Raw genomic sequence first — 14259 nt, 5'->3', positions numbered from 1 at the left:
GCAGGGCGGCAGCGGAAAAAATAACAGCTTCAACCGGGCGGATGCTGCGCCACATAGGCTTGAAGCTGCGAGGGAATCTACCGGAGGCCGGAACAAAGTCAGGCATCTATCTCTGAATCATTTGTGGCAAATGACCAGAAAGCCCTTGGTAAGTCGGTCCGGGTTTGGGTCGAACGCGTAATGATACCTTATAATTTTGCTTGATTTAAAGGAAACGGATGGCACTTTTTGCCACCGCTGGCCCCTTTTTCGAGGGACCCCTCCAGTGTCGTAACCCACTGTCACAGCATTGTTTTTTCCACACTGTGACAGTCCACCACATTTTCCGGTGACTGCATGGCTCTGACCCTGACCGATGTTAAACGCATCGCGCATCTTGCGCGGCTCGAACTGGCCGACGCCGAAGCTGAGCACACGCTTGTCCAGCTCAATGATTTTTTCGGCCTTGTCGAGCAGATGCAGGCCGTCGACACCAAGGGCATTGAACCGCTCGCCCATCCGATCGAGCAGATCGAGGATGTTGCACTGCGTCTGCGCGAAGACGCCGTGACGGAAATCGTCCAGCGTGGCGAATTCCAGCGTCCCGCGCCTGCTGTGCAGGACGGGTTGTATCTGGTGCCGAAGGTGATTGAATAAGAATATGGATTCGGCGCGCAGCGGCTCGCTGCGGCGCCGCGCTCTTCAGGAAAACCGCAATGCATGAAAAAAGCTTGACCGAACTGCGTGCTGCCCTCGCTGCGAAGGAATGCTCCGCAGTTGAACTGGCGCAGCTCTATCTGAAGCGGATCGACGCTGCCAAAAGCCTGAACGCCTTCGTCCAGGTCGACGCCGATCTCACGCTCGAGCAGGCCAAAGCCGCCGACGCCCTGCTTCACACCGGCCACGCGGGTCCGCTGGTCGGCCTGCCGATCGCCCACAAGGACGTGTTCGTGACGCGCGGCTGGCGTTCCACCGCCGGCTCGAAGATGCTCGCCAATTACACGAGCCCGTTCGACGCGACGGTGGTCGAACGCCTGAATCGCGCCGGCATGGTGTGCGTCGGCAAGACCAACATGGACGAGTTCGCAATGGGCTCGTCCAATGAGAACTCGTACTTCGGCCCGGTGCAGAACCCATGGGACACGAAGGCGGTGCCGGGCGGCTCGTCAGGTGGCTCCGCCGCGGCCGTGGCCGCGCGTCTTGCGCCCGCTGCAACCGGTACGGATACGGGCGGCTCGATTCGCCAGCCGGCGTCGTTCTCGGGCATTACCGGCATCAAGCCGACGTACGGCCGCGTGTCGCGCTACGGCATGATCGCGTTCGCCTCGTCGCTCGATCAGGGCGGCCCGATGGCACAAAGCGCCGCAGACTGTGCGTTGCTGCTCAACGCCATGCACGGTTTCGACGAGCGCGATTCCACGAGCCTCGTGCGCGACGACGAAGACTACACACGTTATCTCGGCCAGAGCTGGTCCGCTGACGGCGCGGCCCAAGCGGCGGCGAAGCCGCTCGCTGGCCTGCGCATTGGCCTGCCGAAGGAATACTTCGGAGCGGGCCTCGCGGACGACGTGCGTGCCGCGATCGATGCTGCATTAAAGCAATACGAAGCGCTCGGCGCCACGCTGGTCGCGGTGACGCTACCGAAAACCGAGCTGTCGATCCCCGTGTACTACGTGATCGCCCCGGCGGAAGCCTCGTCGAACCTGTCGCGTTTCGACGGCGTGCGCTACGGCCACCGTGCCGCGGAGTACCGCGATCTGCTCGACATGTACAAGAAGTCGCGCGCCGAAGGCTTCGGCCCGGAAGTGAAGCGCCGCATTCTGGTGGGCGCGTATGTGCTGTCGCACGGCTACTACGACGCGTACTACCTGCAGGCGCAGAAGATTCGCCGCATCATCGCGAATGACTTCCAGGAAGCGTTCAAGCAATGCGACGTGATCATGGGGCCGGTGGCGCCGTCGGTGGCGTGGGATCTCGGCGCCAAGGGCGACGACCCGGTGCAGATGTATCTGGCCGATATCTACACGCTGTCGGTGAGCCTCGCCGGGTTGCCCGGCATGAGCGTGCCGTGCGGCTTCGGCGCGGGTGCGAATGCGCAGCGTCCGGTCGGACTGCAGATCATCGGCAACTATTTCAACGAAGCTCGCATGCTGCAGGTTGCGGATGCGTTCCAGCGCGCAACCGACTGGCATCGCCAGGCACCGGCAGGAGTGTGAACACATGACCAAGCAATGGGAAGTCGTGATCGGTCTCGAGACGCACACGCAACTGTCGACCGTCTCGAAGATTTTCTCGGGCGCCGCCACGCAGTTCGGCGCTGAACCCAACACGCAGGCCTGTCCGGTGGATCTGGCTTTGCCAGGCACGCTGCCGGTGATGAACCGCGGCGCCGTGCAGCGCGCGATCGAATTCGGCCTCGCCATCGGCGCGACCATCGCACCGCGCAGCATCTTCGCCCGCAAGAATTATTTCTACCCGGATCTGCCGAAGGGCTATCAGATCAGCCAGTACGAAATTCCTGTGGTGCAAGGCGGCACGGTCACGATCCAGGTGCCGGCCAACGAGAAAGCCGGTAAGGAAGCCTACGTCAAGACCATCAACCTGACGCGCGCTCACCTCGAAGAAGACGCGGGCAAGTCGTTGCACGAAGACTTCGCGGATATGACGGGGATTGACCTGAATCGGGCCGGCACACCGTTGCTCGAAATCGTCACTGAGCCGGAAATGCGCAGCGCCGCTGAGGCCGTTGCGTATGCGAAGACGTTGCACACGCTCGTCACGTGGCTCGGCATCTGCGACGGCAACATGCAGGAAGGTTCGTTCCGCTGCGATGCGAACGTGTCGGTGCGCCCCGTCGGGCAAAAGGAATTTGGCACGCGTGCCGAGATCAAGAACCTGAACTCGTTCCGCTTCCTCGAAGAAGCGATCCAGTACGAAGTACGCCGACAGATCGAACTGATCGAAGACGGCGGCACTGTGGTGCAGGAAACGCGTCTCTACGATCCGGACAAGCGTGAAACGCGTTCGATGCGCAGCAAGGAAGACGCGCACGATTACCGCTATTTCCCGGATCCCGATCTGATGCCGCTGGTCATCGAACGGGCGTGGGTCGAGCGGGTGAAGGCGGAGATGCCCGAACTGCCGGTCGTAATCCAGCAGCGCCTCGTGGATCAATATGGCCTCACGCCTTATGACGCAGTCGTGCTGACCTCGAGCAAGGCGATGGCCGCGTACTACGAAGCGGTGGTGGCGAAGGTCGGCGCCGCGCAGGCGAAGGTGGCGGCGAACTGGATGATGGGCGAAGTGGCCTCGCTGTTGAACCGCGAAGGTCTCGACGTCGCCGACAGCCCGGTCTCCGCTACCCAGCTCGCGCTGCTGCTGCAACGTATCGCGGACGGCACGATTTCGAACAAGATCGCGAAGGAAATTTTCGTGGCGATCTGGGACGAAAAGGCCACCGACGAAGCCGCTGCCGACCGCATCATCGAAGCGAAGGGTCTCAAGCAGATTTCCGACACGGGCGAGCTGGAAGCGATTATCGACGAGGTGCTCGCGGCGAACCAGAAATCGGTCGAGGAATTCCGCGCCGGCAAGGAAAAGGCGTTTAACGCGCTGATCGGCCAGGCGATGAAGGCCACCAAGGGCAAAGCGAATCCGCAGCAGGTCAACGAACTGCTGAAGAAAAAGCTGTCCTGAATGAAGTGATGCAGTTGCCGGAGTGCGTGCGTGGTTGAGTGCGCGGCTTCGGTCCTAACGGGCTGTTGCCGGACGAAAGTAGGGCAGCGGCCCGTTTCATTTTGCTGAGGCGCCGCGGTAGCAGACAGAGCGGACACTGGAGTCAATACATGGCGAAAAAGCCGGAACTCGACGATTTCCGCGTGCCGTATTTCGACGGCAAGAAGATCGCAAAATTCGCTCTCGCCGATTTCGATCCGGGCGCGAAGCCGTTTTCGACGGGTACGAAGGACGGCGATCGCGATCGGCTCTCCGCCATCGGTGCGCGGCTCGACGCATTGCAGGAGTGCCTGCATGCCCAGCGCATGCAGCGCGTGCTGCTGGTGCTGCAAGGTATGGACACGAGCGGTAAGGACGGCACAGTCCGCGCGGTGTTTCACGAAGTGGATCCGCTCGGCTTGCGCATCGTGCCGTTCAAAGCGCCAACGCCTACCGAACTGGCGCACGATTTCCTATGGCGCGTGCATTCGCAGGCGCCCGCCGCCGGCGAACTGACTGTCTTTAACCGCAGTCAGTATGAAGACGTGCTGGTGCCGGTCGTGCTGGGTCAACTGGACAAGAGTGCCTGCGAGCAGCGTTACCGGCAGATCCGCGATTTCGAAGCGATGCTCGCGGAGAACGGCGCGACCATCATCAAATGCATGCTGCATATTTCCAAGGACGAGCAGCGTACGCGTCTGCAGGCTCGCATTGACGATCCCACCAAGCATTGGAAGTTCGACGTTTCGGATCTCGAGGCGCGCAAACAGTGGGATCAGTATCAGACGGCGTATCACGACGCATTGGCGGCGACCTCGACGCCCTACGCGCCGTGGTACATCATCCCGGCCGACTCGAAGACCCATCGCAACGTGATGGTTGCCGAACTGCTGCTGCGTACCTTGGAAGGTCTGAAGCTCGAGTATCCGCCCGCGAAGGAATCGCTCAAGGGCGTGAAAGTGGAATGACGTGAGCTGCGGTTTCAGCCTCGGATGGGCCTGAACGCATGAACCTGAACCAACAACGGATCAACAATAAAGGAACGACATGTTGCGTGTGATTACCGCCAACCTGAACGGCATCCGCTCTGCGGCCAAGAAGGGCTTTTTCGAATGGTTCGGCGAACAAAAAGCGGACATTCTCTGCGTGCAGGAAATCAAATGCTCGCAGGACGACATGACCCCGGAGTTTCTCGCTCCTCACAACTTCACGGGATACTTTCAGCACGCGGTGAAGAAGGGCTACAGCGGCGCGGGTGTGTACACGCGTCACGAGCCCGATGAGGTGGTGATCGGCTTCGGCAGCGAGGAGTTCGATCCTGAAGGCCGCTATGTCGAGCTGCGCTTTGGCAAGCTGTCGGTGGTGTCGGTGTATGTGCCGTCAGGTTCGAGCGGCGAGGACCGTCAGCAGGCCAAGTTCCGTTTCATGGATGAGTTCATGCCGCACCTCGCTGAGCTCGGCCAGGAACGCGAAGTCATCGTGTGTGGCGACGTGAACATCGTCCACAAGGAAATCGACATCAAGAACTGGAAGAGCAACCAGAAGAATTCAGGTTGCCTGCCGGAAGAACGCGAGTGGCTGACCAAGCTGTTCGACGAAGTAGGTTACGTCGACGTGTTCCGCACCCTGGATCAGCGTCCTGAGCAGTACACGTGGTGGAGCAATCGCGGTCAGGCGTATGCCAAGAATGTCGGGTGGCGGATCGATTATCAGATCGCAACGCCAGGCATCGCCGGCAAGGCGAAGCGCACCGAGGTGTTTCGCGATATCAAGTTCAGCGACCACGCGCCGTTGACCGTCGACTACGACCACAGGCTGAAGAAGTAACGCGGGAGGCAGGCGCTCCATTCGTGGGGCGCCGTGATCGGCGTTGATGCCAGGTACGCCGGCGCCATGCGAACGGCGATGATGCCAGACAGGCCAGCGCCACGCGAACGGCGCGCGGTCTGCAGGCCCGCCGTGCGCTTCGGTCGTTCAGTCGCCGCGAACCGGGACGCGCCGCGGACGGCCGATGTTCGCATAGTCGGGTAGCTCATCGACGGTCTTGCCGATAGCTTTCGCGTAGAGCTGCAGCATGTCCGGCAGTCGTTTCATGATGTCCTGACGGCGTGCGGGCGTGTACGGATGCCCGTAGATGAAGCCCTGATTGCGATTGCTGTGCGTCGCGGCCGCCAGTTTGTCCCACAGCGTGATCGCGGCGCGCGGATCGTAACCGGCGCGTGAGGCGATATCGCTGCCGATCACGTCGGCTTCGGTTTCGTCGGTGGGCGTGTATTTCATCTCGAGCAGTTGCGAGCCGATGCCCAGCGGCGCGACGCCCAGATCGGCGAGCCCGAATAACTGTGGAATCGTGCCGGATGAACCGAGCTGCGCTGCCTGCTGCTCGCCGAGGCGCTCCCGCGCATGCTCGCGCAACGCATGGGCGATCTCGTGGCCCAGCAGCATGGCCAGTTCGTTGTCGTTCAGATGCACGCGGTCGAGGATACCGCTGTAGATCACGATCTTGCCGCCCGGCAGGCAGTACGTGCGGATATCCGGCGAGCGGATCACCGCGATCGCCCACTTCCAGTTCTTTGCCCGTTCATTCCACTTCAGCGAATACGGAATCAGCTTGTCGACGATCGAGTGCACGCGGATCACGCGCGGGTCGGTGTCGGGGTACAGCCGGTCGGCGTGCTGGGCGCCGTAGACGATCTCATCGAATTCGTCGGCGGCTTGCGCTTCCAGCGCCGGCGACGGAATCAGATTGCGGAACACCGCGTAGCTGCCGAAATGCAGTTGCTGGGCGGGCGGCGAGTACGGTGGCGGCCGGTTGTCCGTGGCAGATGGGGAGGAAGCCTGGTTGCTGGGGCGCGCCGGCTGCCCTGCGGTCACTGGCGGATTCTGCGGCACGGCTGGGCTGGAGGTGGCTGTTGCTGCGCTGGCCGTGCTGCTGGCTCCTGCGTTTGTGCCTGCGCTTTTGTTAACGTTAGCACCGCTGGCACCGCTAGCAGCGTTTGTTGCAGCGGGAGACGGATTTTCCGGAGCAGCGGCGCCTGGTGCCGACTTCGCGGCAGGCGCGCTCGCCGGCACGGCTGCACTGGCCTGCGATGCAGGTGTCGCGGCCGCATAGGCGCTCCACGGCGCCGCAAGCATGCTGCTCGCGCAGAGCAGCGCTAGCATGGCACGCAGCGCACGCCGCACACGGCGTGCAGTAGCCGCCGCAGTGGCCACCCTTGCGCGCGGCGGCGTCGAAGCGGCCGCTTGCCGTGCCGCGGACGCGTTCACGACCGCAGTCTCCACGGCGCGATACGCAGCAACAGCAACATGCCGGGCAGCGCCAGCGCCGTACAGGCGAGGAAGTAGTCGAACCAGCCGATTTGCGCGACCACATAGCCGCTTGCCGCGGACGCCAGTGTGCGCGGCACCGACGCAAGACTCGTGAAGAGCGCGAATTGGGTGGCGGTATAGCGCGGGTCGGTCGTGCTGGCGATATAGGCGGTGAAGGCCGCCATCGTCAGACCGGTCGCAAAGGTTTCGAGGCCGTAGACGAGCGCAAGCGCGACCGAGCGCGGATCGAGCTGCGCCGTCCAGTCGACCCCGAACACGGACAGCAGCTTCGTCACGCCCTGGCTTGTGAACACGGCGAAATCGTAGATGGCGGTGAGCCCCGGCGACGCAGGCCCGAGATGCGCAAGCCACGCAAAGCCGAGCGTCGATACCATCTGCAGGATGCCGAACACCCACAGCCCGCGGCCGATGCCGATACGCATCATCCAGAGGCCGCCGACGATGCCACCGGCGAGGCTCGCCCCGAACGCCGTGGTTTTGGCGATCACGCCGATCTGCGTGCGCGAGTAGCCGATGTCGAGGAAGAACGACGTCGACAGGTTGGTCGCCATCGTGTCGCCGAGCTTGTACAGAAAGATAAAGCCGAGCACGAACAACGCGCCGCGCCAGCCGTCGCGCAGGATGAATTCGCGGAACGGCTCGACGATCGCTTCGCGCAGGTTTTTCGGCGGCGCGCCGTGTACCTCGGGTTCCCGCACTACCAGCGTCATGATCATGCCCGGCACCATGAAGGCGGCCGTCACGATAAACACGGTGGTCCACGGCAAATGGTCTGACAGGATCAGCGCGAGCGAGCCTGGCACCAGCGCAGCAATCTTGTAAGCGTTGACGTGCACCGCGTTGCCGAGACCCTGTTCGGTATCCTTTAACAACTCGCGCCGGTAGGCATCAATGGAAATGTCCTGACTCGCGCCGAAAAACGCCACCAGCGCGGTGAGCGCGGCGACGGTCCAGATCGAATCGCGCGGCGACACGAAGCCGAGTGTGGCGATCGCGCCGGCCACCAGAATCTGCGTGACCAGCATCCAGCCACGCCTGCGCCCCGGCCGCCAGCCCGGCAGACGCGGCACGTAGCGGTCCATCAGCGGCGCCCAGACGAATTTCCACGTATACGGAAACTGGATCAGCGCAAACAGGCCGATTTCCTTCAGATTGACGCCCTCGGAGCGCAGCCACGCCTGCACCAGGTAGACGAGCGTGAACAGCGGCAATCCGGACGTGAAGCCCAGAAAGACGCAGATCAACATGTGCGTGTTGAGAAACGCACGCCAGCCGGTGTGTTCGACGTGAGCGGTAAGTGCGGGCGCCTCGTGCGGCGGGTTCGACATTTGGGTGAGTGGCGTTAGCTTTTCTTGACGCGATAGACCGCAAGACTACCACGCCAGTTCACGCCCCACCGCACCGCCTGGCCGCCGTGCAGAACGACCCGGTCGAGAATTTCGATGCCCACTTCGGGCGCCAGTGCCTCGAAATCCTTGATGGTCAGCACCCGCACGTTCGGCGTGTTGTGCCACTGATACGGCAGCGATTTCGACACCGGCATGCGGCCTTGCAGCACCGAAAGCCGGTGTGCCCAGTAGCCGAAATTCGGGAACGATACGATACATTCCTTACCGACCCGCACCGTCTCGCGCAGAATCGCGGCGGTCTGGTGGATGGTTTGCAACGTCTGCGAGAGGATGGCGAAGTCGAAACTGGCGTCTTCGAAGAGGCGCAGGCCGTCTTCGAGATTCTGCTGGATCACGTTCACGCCGTTTTTAGTGGCGGCGAGGACTCCGGCATCGTTGATCTCGATGCCGTAACCCGACACTTCGAGTTCCTCGGTCAGCGTCGACAGCAGCGAGCCGTCGCCGCAGCCCAGATCGAGCACCGTCGCGCGCGGTTCGACCCAGCGGGCGATGGCGCGGAAGTCGGGGCGCAGCGCAAGATAATCGAGAGCGCGCTGGTTCATGCGTTCACCTCGGTGGCAATACGTTCGTAATAGGCGCGCATCAGATTGTGATAGCGCGCGTCGTCGAGCAGGAAGGCGTCGTGGCCGTGCGGCGCGTCGATTTCTGCGTACGTCACTGTGCGTTTGTGGTCGAGGAGCGCCTTCACCAGTTCGCGCGAGCGCGCCGGCGCAAAACGCCAGTCGGTCGTGAAGCTGGCGATCAGGTATTTCGCCGTCGTATGCGCAACGGCCTTGGTCAGGTCACCGTCGAAGGCCTTGGCCGGATCGAAATAATCGAGCGCGCGGGTGATCAGCAGATAGGTGTTCGCGTCGAAATAATCGGCGAACTTGTCGCCCTGATAGCGCAGATACGATTCCACTTCGAACTCGACGTCGAAGTTGAAGTTGTACGCATCGACTGCGCCTTCCGCGCGGCGCAGCGAACGGCCGAATTTCTCGGCCATGTCGTCGTCGGACAGATAGGTGATATGGCCGATCATGCGTGCGACGCGCAGCCCGCGCTTGGGCTTCACGCCATGCGCATAGTAGTTGCCGCCGTGGAAATCGGGATCGGACAGGATCGCGGAGCGCGCCACCTCGTTGAACGCGATGTTCTGCGCGGAGAGCTTCGGCGTGGACGCCACGACGATGCAATGCCCGATGCGCTCCGGGTACATCATGCTCCACGCGAGCGCCTGCATGCCCCCGAGGCTGCCGCCCATTACCGCAGCGAAACGCTCGATACCGAACGCGTCGGCGACGCGCGTCTGCGCGTTCACCCAGTCTTCCACGGTGACTACCGGAAAGCTCGCGCCGTACGGAACGCCCGTGGCCGGATTGATGCTCATCGGGCCGGTCGAGCCGAAGCACGAACCGAGATTGTTCACGCCGATGACGAAGAACCTGTTGGTGTCGAGCGGCTTGCCGGGGCCGACCATGTTGTCCCACCAGCCGATGTTTTTCGGGTCGTCCGCATAGACGCCCGCCACATGGTGCGAGGCGTTGAGCGCATGGCAGACGAGCACGGCATTGCTGCGTGCGGCGTTGAGCGTGCCGTAGGTTTCGACCATCAGGTCAAAACCGGCCAGCGAGCTGCCGTTCTGCATGAGCAGCGGCTCGGAGAAATGCATTTTCTGGGGGGCGACGATACCGATTGAATCCATTCATTCCGCCTTCTACAGGGGCGGCTAAATGGTGTCGGCAAGGCACGGAGAAGGACGATGTGCGCGGCTGACGACCTCTTTAGCCGCATTTATAGTGAACCGCCGGAATTCATTCCAGCAGGTTCGCGCGCCCGCAATCGAGTCAGCAAATCGGCGCGTCAGTGACAACAGTCAAGCGCAAAGTATAGCGGAAAATTCGGCGTGGCAACGCCGGACGCGGCTGGGAACGCCCGGGTTGTTCGGGGGCTGAAATTCGGGTGAGGCGATTTAACTGTGTCAGGCGGCGGCGCCGGTTCGACCCGGCCCGCGAGCGCGAGGCTGGCAACTCACACGCCCGAGCGATGGCGGAAGCGCCGCAACTGGATCGCTGCGAACAGCATCAGGAAGCCGTAGAAGATCGCGTAAGTGCCGATCAGCCAGATCAGCGACAAGGCGCCCGCTCCCGGATACGCGATGATGAACAGCCCCACGGCCGCCGAGAGCAAGCCGGACAGGCCGATCACCCACGGATGCGCGTTGGCGCGGCGATACTGGATGGCGTAGATGATTTCGAAGATGCCGACCGCGAGCGCCCACGCACCGATGATCATCACCAGAATGATGGCCGTCTCGTTCGGCCAGAAGAACGCAATCAACCCGGCGATGACACCGATCAGCCCGACGAACGCATAGGCCCAGCGCCGCGTGCCGCCACCGCGCACACCATAGACGAGCGCAAAGGCGCCGTCGACGATCGCATAAGCGCCCCACACGAGCGCGAGCGTGGTGATGGTGAAGCCGGGCCACGTGAAAGCAAGGATGCCGAACAGAATGGCGGCGACACCCCGGATGGCGAGCCATCCCCAATGAGCGGAGAGTGTGTTGAGACCCGGCGGCAACGCAGACAAGACAGGACGGTTCATGGCGCGCTTACTCCCAGTGTTCAGGACTTCGACAGGACGTGCAGCCTGCGCTATGCGCAGTAGATAGTCATGCGCAATGCGTATGACTGCAGTGGACTACTGAAGAATCAATCTTAACTGAGCGTCGGCATGTTCGGCGGGGTTGCGCGCGAAGCCGCTGCGAACATAACGGTGCCAGCGGCCCACGATATAGCTGAGCAGGAGATTGGCCCGCACGGCGGGATCGTAGTCGGGCGGCAGCGGCACGGTTGCTGGGTTTTGCGGCGCTGTCCCGGTCTGGACGTTGGCATCCATCAGGGCGAGTCGCAGGCATTGCTTGAGCGAGGCTTCGACCCGTTCGAGCATCTGGTTGACGCGCTCGGTGAGCCGTTCATGCTCGCCCACCAGGGCCTCGCACGTCAGCACGCGCGTCATGCCCGGATTTTTCGCAGAAAAGTTGAGCAGCATCAAAGCTATGGTTCGTGCCTGCAGCACGCCATTGGGCTCTTTTGCCGCGATCTGGTTGATCAGCCCGAAGATGGATTGTTCGATGAATTCGATCAGGGCTTCGAACATTTGCGCCTTGCTGGCGAAATGCCGGTACAGCGCGGCTTCCGATACGCCGAGCCGCGCGGCGAGCGCCGCGGTGGTGATCTTTTCGTTTTTCGGCGCCTCCAGCATGGTCGCGAGGGTCTGGAGGATATGCACGCGGCGCTCGCCTGGCTTCAGGCGGGCAGCGCGGGGACTGCCGGTGGCTGGCGGGTCTTCGGTTAAGGCTTCGTCATGCTTGTGAATCGGTTGCATGTCTGTCGTCCCTTCAGTCGCACTGAGCGGGTGCCCAATCTGAGTGATTTTAACGAACGGATGCTCTTGTCGACATAGTGCGGTCGGCCAGTGCCCGGCAAGCGGCCCGGAATGCCGTCGGCGCGCTTTTGATTTGGCAGATGGCCGGTGATCCACACGGTACGGATTCCCAGCCTGCGGTAGTTCTTCAGATGCGAGCGCGTATCTTCAACGAGGATGGCGTCGGCAAGCGGCACATGGGCGTCGCGCATCGCACGGCGCAGCATGCCGGCATCGGGCTTGGCGCGCCAGCCGCGCCGGTCCCGCATGTGTTCGATGGCGATCACGCGCTCGAACAGCCGCTCGATGCGCAACTCGGCGAGCACCGCGTGCGCATAGGCTTCCGGGGCATTGGTCAGCACGATTTTGCGGCCGGGCAAGGCAGCGATGAGGCGCGCGAGGCCGCGCTCGCTGCGCACCATCGAAGGCAGATCGGCGAACGTATGCACGACCTTCAGAAAGTCGTGCAGGTCAATCAGGTGGTGGCGGGCGAGGCCCAGCAGCGTGGCGCCGTAACGGTCCGTGTAGACCCTGCGCAGGCGGTCGGCCTCCTCACGTTCCACTTGCAGTGAATCGATGATGTACTGCGTCATTCCCCGGTTGATTGCGGGAAAGATCGAATGGGACGCGTGGTGCAGCGTGTTGTCGAGATCGAACAGCCACACCGGACTGCCGCCCGCGATGTGGGGCCGACGGCGTTTAGCGTGTCTCGAGGGGAAGGTGCGCATGATGACGGGAAACCGGACCGGGTTCGTGCCGCCGCGGTTTGCAATGAACGAGCGGGTGCCTGCAGTCCATCATGCGTGCGGCGGGAGCAAAAGGGAAGGGTATGGCGCCGTGGCGGATGCGAGGCCGGGCGCCTGATACCAAGACCGCTGCGGCGATGTGAAGGGAAACACCGAGCGAGCGGGAAATGCGAGGCGAGACAGGCAGCTCATCCGCGGGACGCGCTGCCTGGCGAGGCATGCTCAATGCGAGCGGATCATCGTGCCGAACGGCTGTTCGGTCAGGATTTCCAGCAGTACGGAGTGTTCGATACGGCCGTCGATGATATGCACCGAGCGCACGCCGCTCTTCGCCGCGTCGAGCGCGGAGGAGATCTTCGGCAGCATGCCGCCGGAGATGGTGCCGTCCGCAAACAGTGAGTCAATCTCTCGCGCGGACAGGTCGGTGAGCAGATTGCCTTCCTTGTCCATCACGCCGGGGATATTGGTCATCATGACGAGCTTTTCGGCATTCAGCACGACAGCCAGCTTGCCCGCGACCAGATCCGCATTGATGTTGTACGACAGACCGTCTTCGCCGAAGCCGATCGGCGAGATCACCGGAATGAACGCGTCGTCCTGCAGCGCTTTCACAACCGCCGGGTTGATCGCCTCGACTTCGCCGACCTGGCCGATGTCGACGTACTGGCCGGGGTTGTCGCGATCCGGCATTAGCATCTTGCGTGCGTGGATCAGGCCGCCGTCCTTGCCGGTAAGGCCCACAGCGTGACCGCCGAAGTGATTGATCAGCGTAACGATGTCCTGCTGGACTTCGCCGCCGAGTACCCATTCGACGACTTCCATCGTCTCTTCGTCCGTGACGCGCATGCCCTGGATGAAGGTGCCCTGCTTGCCGATCTTCTTGAGCGCCTGGTCGATCTGGGGACCGCCGCCGTGCACGATGACCGGATTGATGCCGACCAGCTTCAGCAGAATGACGTCGCGCGCGAAGCCTTGCTTCAGACGCTCTTCGGTCATTGCGTTGCCGCCGTACTTGATGACCACGGTCTTGCCGTGATACTGGCGAATATAAGGCAGCGCCTCGGCCAGAATTTCAGCCTTCAGGGTGGGGGCGATCTGCGAAAGGTCGGGAATTTCGGACATGGCGGCAGGGCTCAGGCACGGAACAGTTGAAACACGGCGAATTGTACAGGACTGGCGCGGTGCAACAGGGTTTTCCATATGTGTTCTGGCGACCGGCCCCGCTGTGCTTCCGCACTGCGCAATGGACGTTGCGCGCACGCCACTCCGAAGGCGATTCCGGGGTCATTTGCGGTGGAAATGCGTGGGGTTCGGAGGTTGTCGCGAGGCGGGGCTTTCGGGTGGCTTGCCAGACGTGGCATTATTTCCTGACCGGATGTCCGGTAACTCATTCTGGATCGCCATGAATCCGCCCGCTGAACAGGTGGCTGCGAAGAGTGCGCGTTGCCCGCGCTGCCGCAACGTATTTGACTGCGCGATGCATCGGCAGCCGTTCGACTGCTGGTGCAAGTCGATGCCGGCGTTGCCCGCAGACCGGCTGGAGCCGGGCGGTCGCTGTCTGTGCCCTGAGTGCCTGGCGGCTGAGATTGCCCGCGTGCAGGTGGGACGCATGGCTGGTGGCGAGGCGGGCTGAGAGCCGGGCTAATTTGCCGGCAGCCAGTTGGCGCGCCGCC

General features: G+C 62.5%; 14 protein-coding genes. 6 read left to right on the top strand and 8 right to left on the bottom strand.

Going from position 1 to position 14259, the window contains the following annotated elements; genetic code table 11:
* The first annotated feature begins 336 nt into the window (after positions 1–336).
* From gatC to P3T40_RS03385, 5 genes are all read left to right on the top strand, one after another.
* Positions 337–636, top strand: a complete 300-nt coding sequence (gatC, locus tag P3T40_RS03405; protein WP_429266273.1) for an Asp-tRNA(Asn)/Glu-tRNA(Gln) amidotransferase subunit GatC — start codon at positions 337–339, stop codon at positions 634–636.
* Positions 637–695: 59 nt separating this feature from the next.
* Positions 696–2195, top strand: a complete 1500-nt coding sequence (gatA, locus tag P3T40_RS03400; protein WP_429266272.1) for an Asp-tRNA(Asn)/Glu-tRNA(Gln) amidotransferase subunit GatA — start codon at positions 696–698, stop codon at positions 2193–2195.
* A gap of 4 nt (positions 2196–2199) precedes the next feature.
* Positions 2200–3675, top strand: coding sequence for an Asp-tRNA(Asn)/Glu-tRNA(Gln) amidotransferase subunit GatB (gatB, locus tag P3T40_RS03395; RefSeq protein ID WP_429266271.1), 1476 nt, complete (start codon positions 2200–2202; stop codon positions 3673–3675).
* A 149-nt stretch (positions 3676–3824) separates the two neighbouring features.
* Positions 3825–4661 (top strand): PPK2 family polyphosphate kinase, encoded by an 837-nt coding sequence (locus tag P3T40_RS03390; protein ID WP_429266270.1) that lies wholly within the window; start codon positions 3825–3827, stop codon positions 4659–4661.
* 79 nt (positions 4662–4740) lie between these two features.
* Complete coding sequence (locus P3T40_RS03385; protein WP_429266269.1) at positions 4741–5520, top strand: exodeoxyribonuclease III; 780 nt, start codon at positions 4741–4743, stop codon at positions 5518–5520.
* Between the two features lie 147 nt (positions 5521–5667).
* Here the strand turns inward: P3T40_RS03385 and P3T40_RS03380 are convergent, their stop codons facing one another.
* From P3T40_RS03380 to argB, 8 genes are all read right to left on the bottom strand, one after another.
* A complete protein-coding gene (locus P3T40_RS03380; protein WP_429266598.1) occupies positions 5668–6855 on the bottom strand; it encodes a M48 family metallopeptidase in 1188 nt (395 codons plus the stop codon).
* 101 nt (positions 6856–6956) lie between these two features.
* A complete protein-coding gene (locus tag P3T40_RS03375; protein ID WP_429266268.1) occupies positions 6957–8351 on the bottom strand; it encodes an AmpG family muropeptide MFS transporter in 1395 nt (464 codons plus the stop codon).
* A gap of 14 nt (positions 8352–8365) precedes the next feature.
* Entirely contained in the window at positions 8366–8974 is a 609-nt protein-coding gene (gene metW, locus P3T40_RS03370) for a methionine biosynthesis protein MetW (protein WP_429266267.1), read from the bottom strand.
* A complete protein-coding gene (metX, locus tag P3T40_RS03365; RefSeq protein WP_429266266.1) occupies positions 8971–10116 on the bottom strand; it encodes a homoserine O-succinyltransferase MetX in 1146 nt (381 codons plus the stop codon). Before metX ends, metW begins: the two co-directional genes overlap by 4 nt.
* Positions 10117–10442: 326 nt before the next feature.
* A complete protein-coding gene (locus tag P3T40_RS03360) occupies positions 10443–11018 on the bottom strand; it encodes an HdeD family acid-resistance protein (RefSeq protein WP_429266265.1) in 576 nt (191 codons plus the stop codon).
* Between the two features lie 96 nt (positions 11019–11114).
* On the bottom strand, positions 11115–11801 hold the full coding sequence (slmA, locus tag P3T40_RS03355; RefSeq protein WP_429266264.1) for a nucleoid occlusion factor SlmA: 687 nt from the start codon (positions 11799–11801) through the stop codon (positions 11115–11117).
* Positions 11768–12568, bottom strand: a complete 801-nt coding sequence (locus P3T40_RS03350) for a pyrimidine 5'-nucleotidase (protein ID WP_429266263.1) — start codon at positions 12566–12568, stop codon at positions 11768–11770. The genes slmA and P3T40_RS03350 overlap by 34 nt, the downstream gene beginning before the upstream one ends.
* 240 nt (positions 12569–12808) lie before the next feature.
* Positions 12809–13708 (bottom strand): acetylglutamate kinase, encoded by a 900-nt coding sequence (gene argB / locus P3T40_RS03345; protein ID WP_429266262.1) that lies wholly within the window; start codon positions 13706–13708, stop codon positions 12809–12811.
* Between the two features lie 280 nt (positions 13709–13988).
* On the opposite strand from argB, the gene P3T40_RS03340 reads away from it, so the two are divergent.
* Positions 13989–14219 (top strand): cysteine-rich CWC family protein, encoded by a 231-nt coding sequence (locus P3T40_RS03340; RefSeq protein ID WP_429266261.1) that lies wholly within the window; start codon positions 13989–13991, stop codon positions 14217–14219.
* The last annotated feature ends 40 nt before the right edge of the window (positions 14220–14259 follow it).

It is taken from the genome of Paraburkholderia sp. EB58, assembly GCF_050436665.1.
Lineage (GTDB): Bacteria > Pseudomonadota > Gammaproteobacteria > Burkholderiales > Burkholderiaceae > Paraburkholderia.
Note: the sequence above shows the minus strand (reverse complement) of the source record. Positions and strands in the feature narration are given on the sequence as shown.

Excerpts from the sequence above, each read along its gene's own strand:
- gatB (WP_429266271.1), top strand. The coding sequence starts at position 2,200 with ATGACCAAGCAATGGGAAGTCGTGATCGGTCTCGAGACGCACACGCAA.
- P3T40_RS03340 (WP_429266261.1), top strand. The coding sequence starts at position 13,989 with ATGAATCCGCCCGCTGAACAGGTGGCTGCGAAGAGTGCGCGTTGCCCG.
- gatC (WP_429266273.1), top strand. The coding sequence starts at position 337 with ATGGCTCTGACCCTGACCGATGTTAAACGCATCGCGCATCTTGCGCGG.
- P3T40_RS03380 (WP_429266598.1), bottom strand. The coding sequence starts at position 6,855 with ATGCTAGCGCTGCTCTGCGCGAGCAGCATGCTTGCGGCGCCGTGGAGC.
- metW (WP_429266267.1), bottom strand. The coding sequence starts at position 8,974 with ATGAACCAGCGCGCTCTCGATTATCTTGCGCTGCGCCCCGACTTCCGC.
- P3T40_RS03375 (WP_429266268.1), bottom strand. The coding sequence starts at position 8,351 with ATGTCGAACCCGCCGCACGAGGCGCCCGCACTTACCGCTCACGTCGAA.
- P3T40_RS03385 (WP_429266269.1), top strand. The coding sequence starts at position 4,741 with ATGTTGCGTGTGATTACCGCCAACCTGAACGGCATCCGCTCTGCGGCC.
- gatA (WP_429266272.1), top strand. The coding sequence starts at position 696 with ATGCATGAAAAAAGCTTGACCGAACTGCGTGCTGCCCTCGCTGCGAAG.
- P3T40_RS03360 (WP_429266265.1), bottom strand. The coding sequence starts at position 11,018 with ATGAACCGTCCTGTCTTGTCTGCGTTGCCGCCGGGTCTCAACACACTC.
- argB (WP_429266262.1), bottom strand. The coding sequence starts at position 13,708 with ATGTCCGAAATTCCCGACCTTTCGCAGATCGCCCCCACCCTGAAGGCT.
- P3T40_RS03390 (WP_429266270.1), top strand. The coding sequence starts at position 3,825 with ATGGCGAAAAAGCCGGAACTCGACGATTTCCGCGTGCCGTATTTCGAC.
- P3T40_RS03350 (WP_429266263.1), bottom strand. The coding sequence starts at position 12,568 with ATGCGCACCTTCCCCTCGAGACACGCTAAACGCCGTCGGCCCCACATC.
- slmA (WP_429266264.1), bottom strand. The coding sequence starts at position 11,801 with ATGCAACCGATTCACAAGCATGACGAAGCCTTAACCGAAGACCCGCCA.
- metX (WP_429266266.1), bottom strand. The coding sequence starts at position 10,116 with ATGGATTCAATCGGTATCGTCGCCCCCCAGAAAATGCATTTCTCCGAG.